General features: G+C 70.5%; 14 protein-coding genes. 5 read left to right on the top strand and 9 right to left on the bottom strand.

Annotated elements, in window-relative coordinates:
* Window positions 1-13: 13 nt before the first annotated feature.
* The 8 genes from HDA39_RS29610 to HDA39_RS29575 form a co-directional block, all read right to left on the bottom strand.
* Window positions 14-1,147 carry an N-acetylmuramoyl-L-alanine amidase gene (locus HDA39_RS29610; protein WP_184800728.1) on the bottom strand — a complete coding sequence of 378 codons (1,134 nt, stop codon included), beginning with the start codon at window positions 1,145-1,147 and terminating at the stop codon, window positions 14-16.
* 57 nt (window positions 1,148-1,204) lie between these two features.
* Window positions 1,205-1,522: a thioredoxin gene (gene trxA / locus HDA39_RS29605; protein ID WP_202894233.1), complete on the bottom strand. Its 318-nt coding sequence runs from the start codon at window positions 1,520-1,522 to the stop codon at window positions 1,205-1,207.
* Window positions 1,523-1,573: 51 nt separating this feature from the next.
* Window positions 1,574-2,566 carry a thioredoxin-disulfide reductase gene (gene trxB, locus HDA39_RS29600; protein ID WP_184800724.1) on the bottom strand — a complete coding sequence of 331 codons (993 nt, stop codon included), beginning with the start codon at window positions 2,564-2,566 and terminating at the stop codon, window positions 1,574-1,576.
* A gap of 118 nt (window positions 2,567-2,684) precedes the next feature.
* Window positions 2,685-3,440 carry an anti-sigma factor family protein gene (locus tag HDA39_RS29595; RefSeq protein ID WP_184800722.1) on the bottom strand — a complete coding sequence of 252 codons (756 nt, stop codon included), beginning with the start codon at window positions 3,438-3,440 and terminating at the stop codon, window positions 2,685-2,687.
* Between the two features lie 124 nt (window positions 3,441-3,564).
* A complete protein-coding gene (gene sigM / locus HDA39_RS29590; protein ID WP_238356181.1) occupies window positions 3,565-4,269 on the bottom strand; it encodes an RNA polymerase sigma factor SigM in 705 nt (234 codons plus the stop codon).
* The gene (locus tag HDA39_RS29585; protein WP_184800720.1) at window positions 4,266-5,906 is read right to left on the bottom strand and encodes a protein kinase family protein; all 1,641 of its coding nucleotides are present in this window, start codon (window positions 5,904-5,906) and stop codon (window positions 4,266-4,268) included. Before HDA39_RS29585 ends, sigM begins: the two co-directional genes overlap by 4 nt.
* 159 nt (window positions 5,907-6,065) lie before the next feature.
* The gene (murJ, locus tag HDA39_RS29580) at window positions 6,066-7,721 is read right to left on the bottom strand and encodes a murein biosynthesis integral membrane protein MurJ (protein ID WP_184800718.1); all 1,656 of its coding nucleotides are present in this window, start codon (window positions 7,719-7,721) and stop codon (window positions 6,066-6,068) included.
* Complete coding sequence (locus tag HDA39_RS29575; RefSeq protein WP_337925944.1) at window positions 7,714-10,059, bottom strand: DUF6049 family protein; 2,346 nt, start codon at window positions 10,057-10,059, stop codon at window positions 7,714-7,716. Before HDA39_RS29575 ends, murJ begins: the two co-directional genes overlap by 8 nt.
* Before the next feature lie 24 nt (window positions 10,060-10,083).
* On the opposite strand from HDA39_RS29575, the gene HDA39_RS29570 reads away from it, so the two are divergent.
* From HDA39_RS29570 to HDA39_RS29550, 5 genes are all read left to right on the top strand, one after another.
* Window positions 10,084-11,553: a CCA tRNA nucleotidyltransferase gene (locus HDA39_RS29570; protein ID WP_420488749.1), complete on the top strand. Its 1,470-nt coding sequence runs from the start codon at window positions 10,084-10,086 to the stop codon at window positions 11,551-11,553.
* Window positions 11,554-11,637: 84 nt separating this feature from the next.
* Complete coding sequence (locus HDA39_RS29565; RefSeq protein ID WP_238356180.1) at window positions 11,638-12,294, top strand: hypothetical protein; 657 nt, start codon at window positions 11,638-11,640, stop codon at window positions 12,292-12,294.
* Between the two features lie 61 nt (window positions 12,295-12,355).
* Entirely contained in the window at window positions 12,356-12,970 is a 615-nt protein-coding gene (locus tag HDA39_RS29560; protein ID WP_184800716.1) for a YgjV family protein, read from the top strand.
* Between the two features lie 72 nt (window positions 12,971-13,042).
* Entirely contained in the window at window positions 13,043-14,599 is a 1,557-nt protein-coding gene (locus tag HDA39_RS29555; RefSeq protein ID WP_184800714.1) for an alkaline phosphatase D family protein, read from the top strand.
* An 8-nt stretch (window positions 14,600-14,607) separates the two neighbouring features.
* A complete protein-coding gene (locus tag HDA39_RS29550; RefSeq protein WP_184800712.1) occupies window positions 14,608-15,870 on the top strand; it encodes an amidase family protein in 1,263 nt (420 codons plus the stop codon).
* Between the two features lie 33 nt (window positions 15,871-15,903).
* On the opposite strand, the gene HDA39_RS29545 is transcribed toward HDA39_RS29550, so the two are convergent.
* Window positions 15,904-17,808: a glycoside hydrolase family 30 beta sandwich domain-containing protein gene (locus HDA39_RS29545; RefSeq protein WP_184800710.1), complete on the bottom strand. Its 1,905-nt coding sequence runs from the start codon at window positions 17,806-17,808 to the stop codon at window positions 15,904-15,906.
* Between the last annotated feature and the right edge of the window lie 127 nt (window positions 17,809-17,935).

Raw genomic sequence — 17,935 nt, 5'->3', positions numbered from 1 at the left:
GCTCAGCAACAACTCAGACAGTCAACTGACCGAAGCGCAGCATGCCGGTCGCGGCGTCCTGCTCCGGCGGCAGGTAGACCCGCTGGATCGCTACCACGATCGCCTCGGCGACGACGTCGCGGAAGTCCGGGTCGGCCAGCCGTGACGCGTCGTGCGGGTTGGTCACGTACCCGATCTCGAGCCGTACGGCGGGCATCCGGGTCCGGCGGAGCAGGTCCCAGGTCTTCTGGTGGGTGCGGCAGTTCAGCAGGTCGGTCCGGGCGACGATCTCGCGCTGGACCAGCCCGGCGAACTGCTCACCGATGCTGGACGACGTCCCCTGCAGGTCGGCGCCGTAGTAGTACGTCGCGACGCCCTGGGCCTCGGGGTTCATCGAGCCGTCGGTGTGCAGCGAGACGCAGAGGTTCGCGTCGGTCTCGTTCGCGAAGGCGGCCCGGGCCAGCTCGTCCGGCCCCTGGTCACGGCCACGCGACAGATAAGCCCGTACGCCGGTGGCGCCCAGCCGGCCCTCGATCCGGGCGGCCAGGTCGTAGGCCACGTCGGACTCCCGCAGGCCGAAACCTTCCCAGCCGTAGTCGAAGCCGCCGTGGCCAGGGTCGATCACCACGGTCTTGCCGGACAGCCGCGGACCGGCGGCCCGGACGGCCTCGGCCGACCGCAGCGCGTCCGGACGGCCGCCGGTCGCCATCGGACGGATCCGCTGCAGTGCCTTGAACGTCGACGGGCCGCAGGTGCCGTCGCCCGGCAGGCCCATGTTGCGCTGGAACTCGGTCACCGCGCGCTGGGTGTCGGCACCGAAGATGCCGTCCACCCGAGCCACGGCGAACCCGAGCTCCTGCAGCTTGGCCTGCAGCGCGAGCACGTCGTCCCCGCTCAGCGGGTGCGAGACGACGTACGTCAGCAGCCGGTCGCCCAGCCGCCAGCGCGCGTCGTCGATCGCCCGGTAGGTCTGCGGGCCGACGATGCCGTCGATCATCAGCCCGCGTTGCTGCTGGAAGCCGCGAACGGCGCGCGCGGTCGCCTCGTCGTAGACGAAGTGGTCGCCCGGTGCCAGCAGGCCCAGACGCTGCAGCTTGCCGATGATCTCGGCCACCGCCTCGCCGCTGTCACCGATCCGGTAGATCCGGGCGCCGTTGCTGGCTTCCATCAATGCTCCTTGCCGTGCGGCGGAATCGTGCCCTCCGAGAAGGGCAACTAAGGCAGTTCAGCCGGTGAAGTCGGCCAGTTCCTTCAGCAGCGCCGCCTTCGGCTTGGCGCCGACGATGGACTTGGCCAGCTCACCGTTCACGTAGACGTTGATGGTAGGGATACCGGTGACGCGGTAGTTGCTCGGGGTGACCGGGTTCTCGTCCACGTTCATCTTCAGGAAGGTCAGCTTGTCACCGTGGTCCTGGTTCAGCTCCTCCAGGATCGGGGACACCTGGCGGCACGGCCCGCACCACTCGGCCCAGAAGTCCACCAGCACCGGCTTGTCGCTCTTCAGCACGGTCTGGTCGAACTCGGCATCGGTGACGGCGTTCATCTTCTCGCCCACGGCGAACTCCTTAGGGGTTGGTACTCGAGGTGGTGTGTGTCAGACGGAGACAGGCTCGGTGGCCGCCGCGGCCGCGGCGGACTGGCTGTCGGCGTACTCCAGCGTGGCCAGGAAGCGCTCGGCGTCCAGGGCCGCGGAACAGCCGGTGCCGGCCGCGGTGATGGCCTGGCGGTAGGTGTGGTCGACCAGGTCGCCGGCGGCGAACACGCCCGGCAGGTTGGTCTCGGTGCTGCCGGTCTTGACCAGCACGTAGCCGTCCTCGTCAAGGTGCACCTGGCCCTTGACCAGCTCCGAGCGCGGGTCGTGACCGATCGCGATGAACAGGCCGGTGACCGGCAGGTCGCGCTTCTCACCGGTCACGGTGTCGGTCAACTGGACGCCGGTCAGCTTGCCGTCGCCCTGGATCTCCGAGACCGCCGAGTTCCAGGCGAACTCGATCTTGTCGTTCGCGAAGGCGCGTTCGGCCATGATCTTCGAGGCGCGCAGCTCCTCGCGACGGTGCACGATCGTCACCTTGTCGGCGAACCGGGTCAGGAAGGTCGCCTCCTCGATCGCGGTGTCACCACCACCGACGACGGCGATCTCGTGCGTCTTGAAGAAGAAGCCGTCACAGGTCGCACACCAGGACACACCGCGTCCGGACAGGGGCTCCTCGTTCGGCAGGCCCAGCTTGCGGTAGCCCGAACCCATCGCCAGGATCACGGTCTTCGCCTGGTGCACGGTGCCGGCCGAGTCGGTGACGGACTTGACGTCACCGGTCAGGTCCACGCTCACGATGTCGTCGGGGACCAGCTCGGCGCCGAAGCGCTCGGCCTGGTCACGCATCTCCGACATCAGGTTCGGGCCCATGATGCCCTGGGCGAAGCCCGGGTAGTTCTCCACCTCGGTCGTCGTCATCAGCGCACCACCGGCGGTGACGGATCCCTCGAAGACCAACGGCTCCAGCTGCGCCCGCGCGGCGTACACCGCTGCGGTGTATCCCGCGGGGCCCGAGCCGATGATGATCACGTTGCGAACGGCTGTGTCGCTCACGAATGGCCTTCCTAGCTTCCGTAGAGACTGGACGTCGTACTCAACGGATCCTAGAGGCCGACCATTCCCACGGTACCCACCGTGCCCGATCGGCAAGCCGGGGGCTCACCGAACGGAATCAACGGTTGCGCAGGGTGACAGTGGTGTCGTAGAAGGGCGTCGCGATGCCGCCGGAACCGCTACATCCGGTCACCACGAAGATCTTGACCTCCCGGGCCGATCCACCCGGCAGCCCGATCACCGTCGAGCGCTTGCCGTCGACCGTCACGGGCTGCACCAGTCGGAGCTCGGAGTCGGGCTGGGTGGAGGCGAACTGCTTGGCGCAGGCCAGCTCCTCGGCCTCGCCGTGCAGGACCGGGCCCTTGGACCCGTCCAGCCAGCGCTGGGCGTCCGGACCGACCTGGTCAGTGGAGATGCTCGGCACGGAGGTCGGACTGCCGATCCCGGCAGCGCCTTCCTGGCTGTGGTCGGCAGTGGCCAGTACGACGCCGACCACGCCCGCTCCGGCGATGACGACCACGGCCGCCGCCGCGAGCAGCAGCTTCGGCAGGTGCCGGCGGGGCTCCTCGCGCAGCTGGACCAGCGAGTGCACGCCGACCGTCGAGGCACGCAGTACGGACTCCGACGCGATCACGGCGTTCAGGTGCTCGGCCACGTCGGCCGGCATCGGGATGTCCATCCGGCCCTCGTCGGCCAGGTCCTCGGTCAGTTGCAGCAGCGCGTCGTACGTCTGCTGGCAGTCTGGGCAGGCCTTCACGTGCTCCCGGGCGCTGTGCGCCTCCGGGGCGGGCAGCAGGTTCTCGATCAGGTCGGCGATCGTGTCGGTGTCGAGGTGCTCGAGGTGTTCACTGGTCGGCAGACCTGCGTCGGTCATGGGAGATCGGCCCCCTCGCGGGACGTGCCGCCGTAGGTGCACAGTGTGGTCATCGGTGGAGTGCTCCGGTCGGGATGCGCGGACAGGTCGCGGGTGAGCGACTCTGCTTCGACGGGTGACCCGGTCATTCGGTTCCCACCGTTCCGGAACTCGTGGTCGCGGCCTTCTGCGGAGCCGGTACGTCGTCCTCGCCGCTGCCACCGCGGGTGGTCTGCCAGTGCCGCAGCAGCGGCAGCAGCTTGGCCCGTCCGCGCGCGCAGCGGCTCTTCACCGTGCCCGGCGCGCAGCCGAGGATGGCGGCCGCCTCCTCGATCGAGTACCCCTCCATGTCGACCAGGACCAGCGCGCTGCGCTGGTCCACGTTGATCTGCTTCAGTGCGTTCAGCACGTCCAGCCGGCGCTCGCGCACCTCGGCCGGGTCGTCCTCGGCCGGGCCGGCCAGCTCGGCGGCGCGGTCCTCGTCCTCGGGCAGCGGGTCGGCGGCCCGGACCTGCCGGCGGCGGATCCGGTCCAGGCAGGCGTTCACCACGATCCGGTGCAGCCAGGTGGTCACCTTCGCGTCGCCGCGGAAGGAGTCGGCCCGGCGGAACGCCGAGATGAACGCCTCCTGCAGCGCGTCGGCGGCCTCCTCGGGCTCGCCCAGGGTCCGGATCGCGACCGCCCACATCCGGTCGCGGTGCCGCTTGACCAGGTAGCCGAACGTGTCCGGGTTGCCGGCCACGTGCAGCCGGAGCAGCTCGTGGTCGTCCATCGCCTCGTAGCCCTGCGGCGGCACAGGACCCGCGCCCGGGCTGGGGGGCGGACCGATCCGGGTGATGTCGGAGGTCATTTCTGGATCTTGACCTCCGAGATCTCGCCGCGGTACCCGCCGCCCTCCTTGGGCAGCTTCGTCAGCCAGACCAGAACGTACCGCGACTCGACCGGCGCGGCGGGCTTCAGCTCCGCCGAGTCGTTCGCGTCCTTGGCCGAGGCCACCGACTTCCAGCCGCTCGCGGCGGCCGGCGAGGTACTCGGGTCGTCCTTGGGCACCATCAGCTCGAGGTCGGTGTCCTGACCGACCAGGCCGACCGTCACCAGCGACACGTTGGTGAGCTCGCCCAGGTCGTAGACGATGCCGACGCCGTCCTTGGTCCCGCCGAGGTCCGGCCGGCGCTTGTAGGACATCGTCGTCCAGGTCGTGCTCGGCTTGTTGTCGTAGGTGTTCTTGACGTCCTCAGGGTGCTCCTCGCCGTTGCCGTCCGGCGGCGGGTCGAAGTCCTTGGCGGCCACGATCTTCGCGGCCTCGTTGGTCACCGGCGGCGGGCCGGAGCTCTGCGGCGCGTCCGGGGTCGTCTCGCTGCCGCTCTGCTCCTTGTTGATCGCGCCCTTCACCAGGAACTGCGCCATCAGTACGACGGACAGCAGCGCGAGCACCGCGAGCAGGATCAGGATCCGCCCACCCCAGCTGCCGCGCCGGCGCGGCTCGTCGGCCGGTGGCCGCCGCCGGCCGCCACCGTTCTGCGCGGGCTGCTGGCGCCGTACCGGCCGGGTCTCCTGGGTCGACGCGTACGCCGGCTGGGCCTGGCCGTTGCTGTGGGCGCGCGGCGGCGTCGGGTCGAGCGCGGGCGGCGGTGCCGCCGGGACGACCTGGGTGGCGTCGTCGATGCTGCCGTTCTGCCGGGCGACCGCGACCGTCTCGTCCATCTGGCTCGGCGGCTCGTGCGAGCTGCCGACGACGCCGGACAGCGCGGCCGACAGTCCGGCCGCGCTGGTGATCACCGCGGCGTGGTGCCGCGGCGGGTCACCGAGCAGCCGGTCGGCGATGTCGTCGAGCGAGCGCGGTACGCCGGCGCGGACCTGACGCGGGCTGAGCAGGCGGCCGTGCTCGACCGGAGCGGGCTGCAGCCCCCAGGCGGGAGCCGGACCGGGCCAACGGCCGGTCAGCGATGAGTAGAGGAGCTCGCCGAGCGCACGGACGTCCTGCTCCGGCGTACCAGGGCCGGTCGAGCGCAGCGCGGCCTCGGTGGCCAGCCCGACCACCTTGATCGCGCCGGCGTCGGTGACGACGACCGTGGCCGGGCTGATCGAGCCGTGCGAGTGACCGGTGCGGTGCAGGTTCTCCAGCGCTTCGGAGACCTCGCGGGCCAGCCAGCCGGCCTGCTGGCCGGTCAGCGGTCCGGCGCCGAGCATCCGCTCCAGCGGCCGCCCGCCGGCCCACTCGCGCACGCAGTAGGTGACGCCCTCGAAGACGTCGCAGTCCAGCACGCGCAGGAAGCGGGGGTCGTTCGCGGCCGCGGCCCGCCGGGCCGCGTCGAAGAGGACGTTGGTCCGGTGGTCGCCCGCCGGGAGGACGTCCACGACGACCGCTCGACTGAGCACCTCGTCCACTGCCCGCCACACCCGCGCACCGTCGATCTCCGCGAGCAGCTCGGCGATCCGGTAGCGGCCGGCGAGCAGGGCACCAGGACTGACGGTCTGGTTCGACACGGTGTCTCTCGCCCTCCTCGATGCACTGGTCGGCCTGCGTCTCCGCTCCGGATCCGGTCGCGAGGACCCGGCCGCGAGCGGATGGCGGTCCGATCGCAGGCCCCATGCTAGTGCCCTGGCCCACCCAACTGGCGGGCACGAGCGCACAAGCAGCCCGGATCAGGACCGGCGGGGCCTTCCGGGCAGCTTCGATGTGACCATGGACACCACGTCGGTGACCTCGTGGATCCGTAGTACCCGGGCCACCCCGACGTACACGGGCAGCATCACGACGGCGCCGATGCCGAGCTGGAGGATCGCGGCGACCGGGCCGCTCCAGTCGACCTGCGCGTTCACGAGCGACAGCACCGCCCGGCCGATCCCGGCGCCGACCACCGCGGCGATCACCATCGCGAGCATCGGCAGCCCGATCCCGGCGCCGTGCACCCGCGGCACCTTGCGGGACAGCACCCGTCGCGAGATCACCACCGCGACCAGGTACGACAGCGCGTACGCCGCGCCGAGCATCACGCCGCTGTAGCGCAGGTGCTCCTGGTCCAGGATCACGCGGACGCCGACCAGCGCGGCGGTGATGTTGGTGGCCGCGATCGCGAGCTGCAGGAAGAACGGCGTCCGGGTGTCCTCGAACGCGTAGAAGGTGCGCAGCTGGAAGTACTGCACGGTGTAGGGCACCAGGCCGAGCGCCAGCGTCATCAGCGTGTACGCCATCAGCGTCAGGTTGTTCTTGCCGGAGCCGTAGCCGGCGATCACCGACACGATCGGGTGCGCGAACGCGACCATCGCGGCCGCGGCCGGTACGACGATCGCCAGCGTCTGCCGGATCGACCGCGCCGACAGCCGGGCCACCTCGGTCACGTCGCCGTCGGCCGCCAGCGAGGACATCTGCGGCATCGCGGCCGTGGCCAGCGAGACCGTGACGATGCCGTGCGGGACCAGGATGATCAGCATCGCCGTGCTGTACGCGAACAGACCCGCCTTCGCGCCCGGGTCGCTGCTGGCGCTACCGGCGATCGCGAGCTGGGTGACCACGACCAGCGTCACCTGGTTCACCGCGACGAACATGACCGTCCACAGCCCGAGCTTGGCGGTGTGGCCCAGCCCGGTGCCGCGCAGACCGAACTTCGGCCGGTAGTGGTGACCGCTGGCCCGCAGGTACGGCAGCAGGACCAGCAGCTGGACCGCGATCCCGACCGTGTGGCCGAGCCCGAGCAGCAGTTCCTCGTTCGTGCTGTACGTCGCCGGGGTGTCACCGGTGCGGTAGACGAGCAGGAAGACCACGATCGACGCGCAGGCGACGATGTTGTTCGCGATCGGCGCCCACATCATCGGGCCGAACCGGCGCCGCGCGTTCAGCACCTGGCCGACCAGCACGAACGCGCCGTAGAAGAAGATCTGCGGCAGGCAGAGCCGGACGAACATGATCATGTTCGCCTTCTCGGCCGCCCGGGACGGGTCGTGCAGCTCCTTGGGCAGGTACAGCTCGGCGAGCACGGGTGCCAGCAGGACACAGCCGACGGTCACGAAAGCCAGGACGACGAAGCCGAAGGTGAGCAGCCGGTTGGTGAAGTCCTGGCCGCCGTCCTCGTGGTTCTTGATCGCGCGGACCAGCTGCGGCACCAGCACGGTGTTGAAGACGCCGCCGGCCAGCAGGATGTAGAGGCTGTTCGGGATCGTGTTCGCCGCGGTGAAGATGTCGCCGCGCAGCGCGGTGCCGATCGCGGCCGCGAGCAGCGCGATCCGGACGAATCCGAGCAGGCGGGACAGCACCGTCCCGGCTGCCATCACCGCCGCGGAACGCAGGGTGCGGTCAGCCATCCTTCGACCCGACTCCTTCTTTCAGACTCTCGGGGGTGATCCGCAGCGGCTCGGCCGGGGCGAGCGGGTTCGGCTCGTCCGGGTGCGGATCGACGCCGTTCGACGGCTCGTCGAGGGCCAGCGCCGCCGGGTCGATCGGCGCCGGGTGCAACGGGTCGTCACCGGGCTCCGGCGTCGGGTTGCGCCGCTCGGAGCGCACCCGCCGGTAGATCCGGACGGCCGACGTACCGAACAGCAGGGCGACCGCGGAGCCGACCAGGATCCAGCCGACGCTGCCGTACTGCGCGGCCTGGATGACGAGCTCGCGCGAACTGCCGACCGGCAGCTCGTCGACCGTCACGATCTGCGCCTCGGCCCGGATCAGGCCGTTCTGCTCGGCGCTCGCGTCGATCTGGTACGTCGCCTTCTGGCCCGGCGGGATGGTCCTGATCTGCACCGGCTCGATCCGCAGGTCGCTGCGGTTCACCGAGCGGACCACGACCCGGACGCGGACCGAGAGCGGCAACTCGTTGGCGATGGTCAGCGGGAACGTGCCCTTGCTGCCGGACAGGTTCACCTTGAGCTCGCGGCCGCTGGCGCCGGCGTTCGTCACCAGGTGGACCTTGCCGAGCAGGTAGCTCACCGAACTCAGCTCCGAGGTCGCGAACCGCTGCGACTCGTCGGGGAAGCCGCGCCAGGTGGTCGACGTACTGCGCAGCAGCGCGCGGCGCAGGCTCTCGTCGGCGCGCCCGCGGTCGGTCAGCAGCGAGACGTACGTCGAGGTCGCGGTGGCCAGCGCCTTGACCTGCTGCAGCTGGTTCGCGGTCAGGCCGGGCGTGGAGCGCGGCACGTTCGGGCCCTTGGCCAGCACCGGCTTGGCCTGCGGGTGGGCCGGGTCGGCGCGGTAGAAGACGTCCAGCCCGATCGGCGTGGTCCACGGCAGGGCCAGGCCACTGGCCAGCGCGGCCGTCGTCTGACCGGTCTCGTCCCACCCCCGCGGCGGCAGGGCGACCACGGTGACCTGACCCTTGCCGGTCGAGGCCAGCAGAGCGGTCTCGGCGGCGAACCGTTGCCGGACCTGGATCGGATCGGTCGCGGTCGTCGGGTCCGGGCCGCCCGCGGTCAGCGCGGAGTCGGCGATCACCGTGCGGACGCTCTTGACCGGGCCCTCGGGCGTCGTGATGTCGTACATCGGCGTCGGCGCGAGTGCCGGGCGGGCGTCGGGAGTCCAGGCCGAGCTGGGGACCAGGTTGACGTCGTCGGGCTTCGTCCCGGCGTACCCGGTCGAGGCGGCGGCCAGGTTGCGGCTGCTGGCCGAGCCGTTCTCCAGCCAGAGGCCGGACTGGAAGTACTGCGGGCCGCCGAGGTTGAACTGCTCGGTCGCCGTCCGGGTCTGGCCGACCAGGTCGCGCAGCGGCGCGCCGCCGTCGATCAGGCTGCCGACGTCCGGGTCGCCGTACGGGAGCAGGACGACGGGGTTGCGGGCGCGGCTGGCGTTGAAGGCGGCGAACCACGCGGCGGCGACCTTCTGGCCTTTGCCGGCCCGCGTCTGGTTGTTCTCGGTGACGCGGTAGCCGGCCGCCATCCGCTTGACCTCGTCGATCATCGCCGGGTCGACCAGCCAGGTGACCTTCCGGGTCTTGCCGATCGCGAGCAGCCGGCCGAGCTCACCGGTCGGCGCCAGCGCGTCGGCCAGGGACTCGTTCGTGAACCGGTCGCCGGTCAGCAGCGTCGGGCGGTGCCGCAGCGGGATCACCAGGGCGGTGCTCACCTTGCGCGGCAGTGGCGACGCGGGGACCACTGGCATCAGCGTGCGGGCCAGGCCGAGCGAGATCCGGCCGGTCTGACCGGTTTCCTCGTTGGTGTAGTCACCGCGGAAGCGGACGCCGACCGTGTAGGCGCCAGGCTGCTTGGACTTCAGGTCCCAGTCCGACCAGCGCACCACGAGCCGGAACGGGACTGTCGCCTTCGGGGCCAGCGGTGCGTCGTACTCCTGGAAGGTGGTGGAGTCGGAGTTGTTCAGCCCGACGCAGTCGTTGCGGTCGCGGAGCGGCTGGTCGGCCTCGGTCGGGATCGCGGCCAGCTGGGCGCGGGTGGTCAGCCGCTTGTCGACGACGCAGGCCTGGGCCTGTGGGTTGCCGAAGGTGGCCGAGCTGGTGTTGGTGACCCGGCCGGTGATCACCACCTGGTCGCCGACCTTCGGCGCGGTCGGCGTGAAGGAGTCGATGGTCACGTCGACCACCGGGTCCTCCGCCGAGGGGCTTGCGACCGCGTCCGGGGCCGGCTGGGCCGCCACCGACGCAGCGATCACCAGGCTCGCGCCCACGCTCGCGCAGAGCCTCAGTCGCCGTCTGAACACGCCGTCACCGTAACCTAGTTCCCCGTGTCTCCTACTCCCGACCAGTCACGCTCCTCCGGATCGCTGTCCGCCGTCCAGCGGCAAGGCGTCCAGGCGTTGCTGAAGATCGCCCCGGTGGTCGACGAGCTGGGTGCCCGCTTCGACGCGGCCGGCCACGAGATCGCGCTGGTCGGAGGTCCTGTCCGCGACATTCTCCTCGATCGTGGGAGCAAGGATCTCGACTTCGCCACCTCGGCCCGGCCCGACGTCGTCCAGCGGCTGCTGGCCGGCTGGGCCGACCACGTCTGGGACATCGGCAAGGCCTTCGGCACCATCGGCTGCCGCAAGGACGACTGGGTCCTGGAGATCACCACCTATCGCTCGGAGTCCTACGATCCCACCTCGCGCAAACCGGAGGTGGCCTACGGCGACACCCTCGAGGAGGACCTGGCCCGGCGGGACTTCGCCATGAACGCGATGGCGGTGCTGCTCCCGTCGCACCGCTTCGTCGACCCGTACGGCGGCCTCGAGGACGTCGCGCACCGGGTGATCCGGACGCCGGGCTCCCCGGAGGACTCGTTCTCCGACGACCCGCTGCGGATGATGCGGGCGGCCCGGTTCGCGGCCCAGCTGGCGTTCACGCCCGACCCGGCTGTGGTCGAGGCGATGACCGCGATGGCCGACCGGATCGCGATCGTGTCCGCCGAGCGCGTCCGCGACGAGCTGGAGAAGCTGGTCTGCGCGCCGTACCCGCGGGTCGGTCTGGACCTGCTGGTGTCGACCGGGCTGGCCGATCACGTGCTGCCCGAGCTGCCGGCGCTGCGGCTCGAGCTGGACGAGCACCACCGGCACAAGGACGTGTACCAGCACTCGCTGACCGTGCTCGACCAGGCGATCGACCTGGAGCCGCGGCTGGCCAAGGACGGCATCGAGGCGCCGGACTTCGTGGTCCGGTTCGCCGCGCTGATCCACGACATCGGCAAGCCGAAGACGCGCAAGTTCGAGGGCGACGGCAAGGTCACCTTCCACCACCACGACGTGGTCGGCGCGAAGCTGGCCAAGAAGCGGATGCGCGCGCTGCGGTTCAGCAACGAGCAGATCGACGAGGTCGGCAAGCTGGTCGAGCTGCATCTGCGCTTCCACGGCTACGGGACCGGCGAGTGGACCGACTCCGCCGTCCGCCGGTACGTCCGCGACGCGGGCAAGCTGCTGAGCCGGCTGCACGTGCTGACCCGTGCCGACTCGACGACCCGGAACAAGCGCAAGGCGGACGCGCTGCGCTCGGCGTACGACGACCTGGAAGTGCGGATCGACCGGCTGCGCGAGCAGGAGGAACTGGACTCGATCCGGCCCGACCTGGACGGCAACCAGATCATGGAGACGCTGGGGATCGGGCCCGGTCGCGAGGTCGGCGAGGCGTACAAGTTCCTGATGGAGCTGCGGATGGACCAGGGCGAGATCGGTGCCGACGCGGCGCGCGAGGCGCTGCTCGCCTGGTGGGCCGAGCGCGGCTGACCTGCTCGGGTGGGCGGCCAGGGTGACCTGATCGTGGCCTGTGAGTTGTACACAGCTCTGTCCACAGGAAGGTAACTTCTGTGGATGGAGTGGTTGCTGGCCGCCCTGGGAGGCGGTGGCGTGGTGCTGCTGGGCCGGTATCTGTGGGACCGGCGCAGCGCCCGTCGGGGTGACGTCGAGGAGCTGGCCGAGATCCGGCGGCTGGCCGACGAGGACATCACTCTGCTCGGTGAGGAGCTGGCGCGCCTCGATGCGCGGGTGACCGGGCGTGAGCTGGACGTCGACGCCCGGCTGGACTTCCAGGTGGCGCTCGACTCGTACGAGGCGGCGCAGCGCGCGGCCCAGGGAATCCGCTCCGCCGAGGGGATCAGCGCGGTGACCGACGCGCTGGCGACCGGGCGGTACGCGATCGTCTGCGTCCAGGCCCGCGCCGCGGGCGAGCCGGTGCCGGTACGACGGGTGCCGTGCTTCTTCAACCCCCAGCACGGTCCGTCGACGACCGACATCGTGTGGACGCAGCCGAAGTTCGGCACCCGGACCGTCCCGGCCTGCGCGCAGGACGCCGCGCGGGTGCGCGCCGGTGAGGACCCGGAGGTGCGGTACGTCCGGTACGGGCTCCGGCGGGTTCCGTACTGGCAGGCCGGCGCGGCGGTCACGCCGTACGGGCGTGGGTACTTCGCGCTCGGCCCGTGGACGAGCTACGTGCCGCTGACCGGCTTCGACAAGGACAGCAACTCCTGACGGTTGCGTTCCACGTGGAACAAAGAGCAGTCCAGGCGGTGAGCTGGTCTACTCTCCGGCCATGGACTTCTGGAGCATCGTCGGGTGGGGCGGCTCGGCCCTGGTGGTCGTGTCGCTGCTGCAGACCCGGATCCTGCGGCTCCGGCTGCTGAACCTGGTCGGCTGCATCGTCCTGGTCGCCTTCAACCTGGTGATCGGCGTCTGGCCGATGGTCGGCATGAACGCCGTGCTCGCGGTGATCAACGTCGTCCACCTCTACCGCCTGCTCCGGCACCGCCACGACACCTCCGAGTACGCCGTCCTGCAGGTCGGCGCCGGCGACGCCTACCTGAAGCACGTGCTCGCCGCGCACGCCAAGGACATCAGCCGCTTCAACCCCGACTTCACCGCCCCCGCCGCGCCGTACGCCTTCCTGGTCCAGCGCGGCGAACGCACCGTCGGCGTCGTCCTGGCCCACGACGCCGGCGCCGGCCGCGCCCAGATCGACCTCGACTACGTCCTGCCCGAGTACCGCGACTTCACCCCCGGCGAGTTCGTCTACCGCCGCAGCGACGTCTTCACCGCCCACGGCTTCCACCAGGTCGTCGCCCCCCGCCGGATGCGCGAGTCCGCCTCCTACCTCAACAAACTCGGCTTCCACCGCGAAGGATCGGACCTGGTCCTCACTCTCAGCTGAGGTCGACGCTGTGTCACCGAAAGGTCGCGCTGAGGTCTTCCCCAATTCATCATTACCTTTCAGTATTTCTCCATGGATCAGCTGACGCGCAGGACGCTGCTGGGTGGGATCGGGGCGGTTGCGGCCGCGGGGATCGGTGCGGGGGAGGCCTGGGGAGCGCCTGCGCTGCGGACGGCGGCGGATGCTTCGGCGACGCTCGTGAAGGGCGCGACGTTTCCCGAGGGGGTGATGGCTGGAGTCCCGCGGACGGATGGGGCGACGTTGTGGACGCGGGTGCCGCGTGGGGTGTTCGAGGGGGACGCCGAGCTGGCGGTGGTGGTGTCGAGGCAGCGGGATCTGACCAGGCCGGAGATCGTCCGGACCGTGGTCGCGGAGAAGCAGTGGGACGGGTGCGTGCATTTCCCGGCGAGCGGGCTGGTCGCGGGTGAGGAGTACTTCTACCAGTTCCGCGGCAAGGACACGGTCTCGCCGGTCGGGCGGTTCCAGACGCTGAGGCCGGCCGATTCCAACCAGCCCGTGCGGATCGGGTTCTTCACCTGCCAGGGCTTCACCGAGGGGTACTACGCGACGCATCGCCACCTCGCGCAGGAGGATCTCGACCTGGTCGTCTGTCTGGGCGACTACGTGTACGAGGCGACCGTGCCCGGCGTCCGCGGGATCGATCTCAACCTCTATCCCCAGATCCTGCCGACGATGCGGGCGAAGTACACGCTCTACCGCAGCGACCCCGACCTGCGGGCGATGCACCAGCAGCACGCGTTCCTGCCGTTGTGGGACGACCACGAGTTCCGCAACAACTACAGCAAGGACAACTGGACGCTGCCCGAGCTGTTCTTCCAGGAGAAGAAGTCCGCGGCCTGGCACACCTGGTTCGAGCGGATGCCGGTCCCGCGCTACGCCAACGACATGACGCGCACGTACCGGTCGCTCAAGCTCGGCCGGACCGTCGAGCTGTTCGCGATCGACAACCGGCAGTACAAGGACGACCAGCCCTGTGACGACGGCGGCAGCATCGTCTGCGAAGCGGCGGACGCGCCCGGCCGGTCGATGCTCGGTGCGCCGCAGAAGGCCTGGCTGGAGAACGGACTGCGTTCGTCCGGCGCCCGCTGGAAGGTGCTCGCGAACCCGAACATGATGATGGGCATGGTCACCGGCGCCAACGGCGAGCGGGCGTTCATGGACACCTGGGACGGGTACGGCGCCGAGCGCGGCGAGCTGCTCTCGCTCGCGGCCGACCGGGTCTCCGATCTCGTGGTCGTCACCGGCGACGACCACGACACGTTCTCCGGTGAGCTCTGGGACACCGGCTTCGCGCCCGGCAGCCCGGGCAACCCCGGCGGTACTCGCCGGGCCGGCGTCGAGTTCGTCGTACCGTCGGTGTCCTCGACCAACACCGGCGACCTCAAGACCGTCGCGGCGACGAAGGCCGAGGAGCAGAAGCGCCTGCAGTACAACCCGCACCTGAAGCAGATCGACATGCGCCAGCACGGGTACGGCGTACTGGAGGTCACCCAGGACGATGCCACTCTCTCCTACCGCGCCGTCGACAAGCTGCACGCGAACGCCGGGGTAACGACCAGCTATCAGGTTCGGACGGGCCGAGGCAGTTCGACGATCGACGTGCTCTAGTAGGCCAGGTGCTGTCGCTCGAGGAGATTGCCGCGCAGGTCCGTTCCGGCGAGCTGGATCCGGCCGGCCTGGTCGAGGAGGCGCTGACCAAGGCCCGCGACAACGCGGGGCTCAACGCAGTCGTGCATCTCGACGAGACCGGCGCCCGTGCGGCCGCGGGCTGGCACAACCGCAAGGGCCTGCTGGCCGGTGTTCCCGTGCTGGTGAAGGAGATCATCGAGGTCGAAGGCCTGCCCTACCGCTGCGGCTCGGTGGCGATGGACGAGGTCGGGACCAGCGATGCCGACGTCGTACGACGGCTGCGCGCGGCCGGGGCGATCGTGATCGGGCTCAGTCACTCGCACGAGTTCGCCTACGGCTGCACCGGTACGTCGAACCGCGTCGGCCCGTGCCGCAACCCGTACGACCCGGAGCGGATGACCGGCGGGTCGAGCTCGGGTGCCGGAGCCGCCGTGGCCGCGGGCATCGTGCCGCTGGCGATCGGGACCGACACAGCCGGCTCGGTACGGATCCCGGCCGCGCTGTGCGGCGTGGTCGGCTTCAAACCGGCGTACGGCACCCTGCCCGCGGACGGCGTCTTCCCGCTCGCGCAGAGCCTGGACCACGTCGGCGTGCTCACCGCGACCGTCGCCGACGCGACCTACGCGCTCGCCGCGCTGACAAACTCGTTGCCGACAGCCCCTTCTGTCACGCCGCCGAGGCTGGGTGTGGTCACCACGCGCGAGGCCGACGCCGCGGTCGCCGAGGCGTGGTCCGCCTGTCTGGCCCGGTTGCAGACGGCCGGCGCCAGGACCGCACCGGTCGACCTTCCCGAGAACCTCACCAGGACGGCGATCGATCTGCAAGGCCCGGAAGCCGTGGCCAACCACGCCGGACGCAGCACCGACGCGTACCAGCCCGACGTCCAGCTCCGCCTGAAGGAAGCGGCGGAGATCCCCGCCTGGCGCTACGTCCAGGCCCGCCGCGACACCGAGACGATCCGCGCCCAGGTGAAGACCTTGCTCGACTGGTACGACGCCGTCGTGCTGCCGACGGTCCCGCTGGTCGCGCCGCTCATCGCGGAGGTCGCCGACCTGGAACGTTCGACCGCCATCCGCGCCCAGCTGATGCGCAACACCCGCCTGGGCAACCTCACCGGCTTCCCCGCGATCAGCGTGCCGCTGCCGGTCCGCGGTCTCCCGGTCGGGCTCCAAGTAGTTGCCCGAGACAACGAAACCGCGGCCGCCACGGCCGGCTGGATCGCCGGCCGGCTGGCGGCCGCGGAGGTGTGAGACCGGCCCCTGGGGCGGCAGGGGCCGGCCTGCTCAGCTGTAGACGCGCACGTCGGCCAACGTCCACCAGTGGTCACCGGCGGCGGTCGACGTGATCCGCAGGTGCCGCGCTCGCGTCGGTGAGACGTCCACGTTCGTGAGCTGACCGTTGGAGGTGCCGGTCTTCAGCGGGCGCCAGGTCGTACCGTCGTTGCTGTAGGACAGTTGCCAGGTGCCCGGGTAGTCCCCGAGGTTCCCGCCGCTGTCGAGGGCGACCCGTCGTACGGTCCGCGCAGTGCCGAGATCGACCTGCACATATTGGCCGGACGCGATCGCCGCCTTGCTCTGCCACAGCGTCGACCCGTCGGCATCCACAGCGAGCGGCGCGAGATCCGCGCCGACCGAGGCCGTCGCTGCTGCGAGCGGGACCGCCTTGTACTCCGAGCGCAGCTCGCGCGCCCAGACGAAGGTGCCGATCGAGCCGCCGGGCAGCGTGTACTCGAAGGACTTGTCGCCGACCGCGACCGCGAAGCTCCGCGGCTCGTCGTTCTCGTTGTGCACGACCAGCGCCGTCGAGCCGTCGGGGTTGCGGAACGCGGCCGACATCAGCTGCCCGTTCCACTCGGTCGTGCCGTACGACGTGGAGCCGATCCGTCGCGCGCCGGGCTTCACGAACTTCGACAGGTGGCCGATCGTGTAGTACTCCGCGTCGGTGCTGACCGAGCCGTCCGGGTGCCGCGTGACCAGACCGGTGCAGGTGTCGCAGCCGCCGTTGTGCGGACCGCCGTCGGCGTTCAGCGCGATGTTCCAGTTGACGACGGACTTGGCCCAGTTGCGCGTAGTGCCGAGCATCAGGGTGCGGGCGTGCCAGGTGAGCGTGCCGCGGAAGATCTGCGGCGGGGTGTCGTTCGGCCCGTGCGAGCCGGAGCACTCGGTGAACCAGATCCCCTTCTCGGGGAACGCCTGCTGCAGCGCGGTCTGCGCGGCCGGGCTGCCGGAGTAGCAGTGGTACGCCGTACCGGCGATCCAGCGCGCGGCCTTGGAACTGAGCAGCTGGTACGGGTAGTCGGTCTCCGGGTCCTCGCCGGGCGGGGTGTTGGCGACGTCGCCCGGGTGGGTGGTCCAGTTGTGGTCGTAGCCGAGGATCTTGGTCCGCGGGCTGGCCGCGCGCAGCAGCGGGCCCAGCTGCTCGATCACCGCGGCCGCCTGCCGGACCGGCATGTCCGTCCCCGGGTAGGCGGTGGGCGTGCGGTTCTGCGGCTCGTTCTGGATCGACAGGAAATCGACCGGTACGCCGGCCGCGGCGTACGCCTTGACGAACTTCACCAGGTAGCGCGCGTAGGCGTTGTAGACCCGCGGGTCGTCCTTCAGCCGCCCGCCGACCAGCGAGTCGCCGGTCTTCATCCAGGCCGGCGGGCTCCACGGGGTGGCCATCACCTTCAACGCGGGGTTCAGCTGCTTGGCCCGGCGCAGCAGCGGCAGGATCTGCCGCTGCTCGTGGGCGATGCTGAAGTGCCGGAGCGGGAAGTCCGTCTGACCGGCGGGGACGTCGTCGTACGTGTAGTGCTCGGGCTGCGCGGTGAAGTCGGACGAGCCGACCACCTGGCGCAGGAAGCTGACGCCGATGCCCTGCTTCGGGTCGAACAGCGAGCGCATCGTCTTCTCGCGGTCCGCGGCCGACAGCTGGTAGAGCACGGCGGCCGAGGAGTCGGTGATCGAGGCGCCGAAGCCGTCGACGGTCTGGTACTTCGTCCCGGGGTCGACCGTGATCGTCGTCTGCGGGCTCGAGCCCTTCGCGAACGCGACCGGAGCCCGCTCGTGCAGCAGCTCGGCGCGGTCGGGCGTGGTGACCCAGACGCGGGCCTGGTCGGTGGGCGGTCGGTGCGCCTGGGCGGCGGCGGGCCCGGTCAGTGAAGCGGTGGCGAGCGCCAAGGCGGCGGCGATTGCCGGTGTTCTCATCGCACTCCTCAAGGTCTTCCCCCGATGAAACACGGCTGCAACAAACTGCCTCAGGAAACTCCGCGAGGTTCGCCCCTGTCAAGATCCTGAGGCGGCAGGCTAGGGTGCTGAGCGTGAAACAAAGCGA

The sequence above is a fragment of the Kribbella italica genome (assembly GCF_014205135.1).
GTDB lineage: Bacteria > Actinomycetota > Actinomycetes > Propionibacteriales > Kribbellaceae > Kribbella > Kribbella italica.
The sequence above is the reverse complement of the archived record's forward strand: the minus strand, read 5'-3'. Positions and strand labels throughout refer to the sequence as shown.

Excerpts from the sequence above, each read along its gene's own strand:
- HDA39_RS29610 (WP_184800728.1), bottom strand. The coding sequence starts at position 1,147 with ATGGAAGCCAGCAACGGCGCCCGGATCTACCGGATCGGTGACAGCGGC.
- trxA (WP_202894233.1), bottom strand. The coding sequence starts at position 1,522 with ATGAACGCCGTCACCGATGCCGAGTTCGACCAGACCGTGCTGAAGAGC.
- HDA39_RS29595 (WP_184800722.1), bottom strand. The coding sequence starts at position 3,440 with ATGACCGACGCAGGTCTGCCGACCAGTGAACACCTCGAGCACCTCGAC.
- sigM (WP_238356181.1), bottom strand. The coding sequence starts at position 4,269 with ATGACCTCCGACATCACCCGGATCGGTCCGCCCCCCAGCCCGGGCGCG.
- murJ (WP_184800718.1), bottom strand. The coding sequence starts at position 7,721 with ATGGCTGACCGCACCCTGCGTTCCGCGGCGGTGATGGCAGCCGGGACG.
- HDA39_RS29565 (WP_238356180.1), top strand. The coding sequence starts at position 11,638 with ATGGAGTGGTTGCTGGCCGCCCTGGGAGGCGGTGGCGTGGTGCTGCTG.
- HDA39_RS29560 (WP_184800716.1), top strand. The coding sequence starts at position 12,356 with ATGGACTTCTGGAGCATCGTCGGGTGGGGCGGCTCGGCCCTGGTGGTC.
- HDA39_RS29555 (WP_184800714.1), top strand. The coding sequence starts at position 13,043 with ATGGATCAGCTGACGCGCAGGACGCTGCTGGGTGGGATCGGGGCGGTT.
- HDA39_RS29545 (WP_184800710.1), bottom strand. The coding sequence starts at position 17,808 with ATGAGAACACCGGCAATCGCCGCCGCCTTGGCGCTCGCCACCGCTTCA.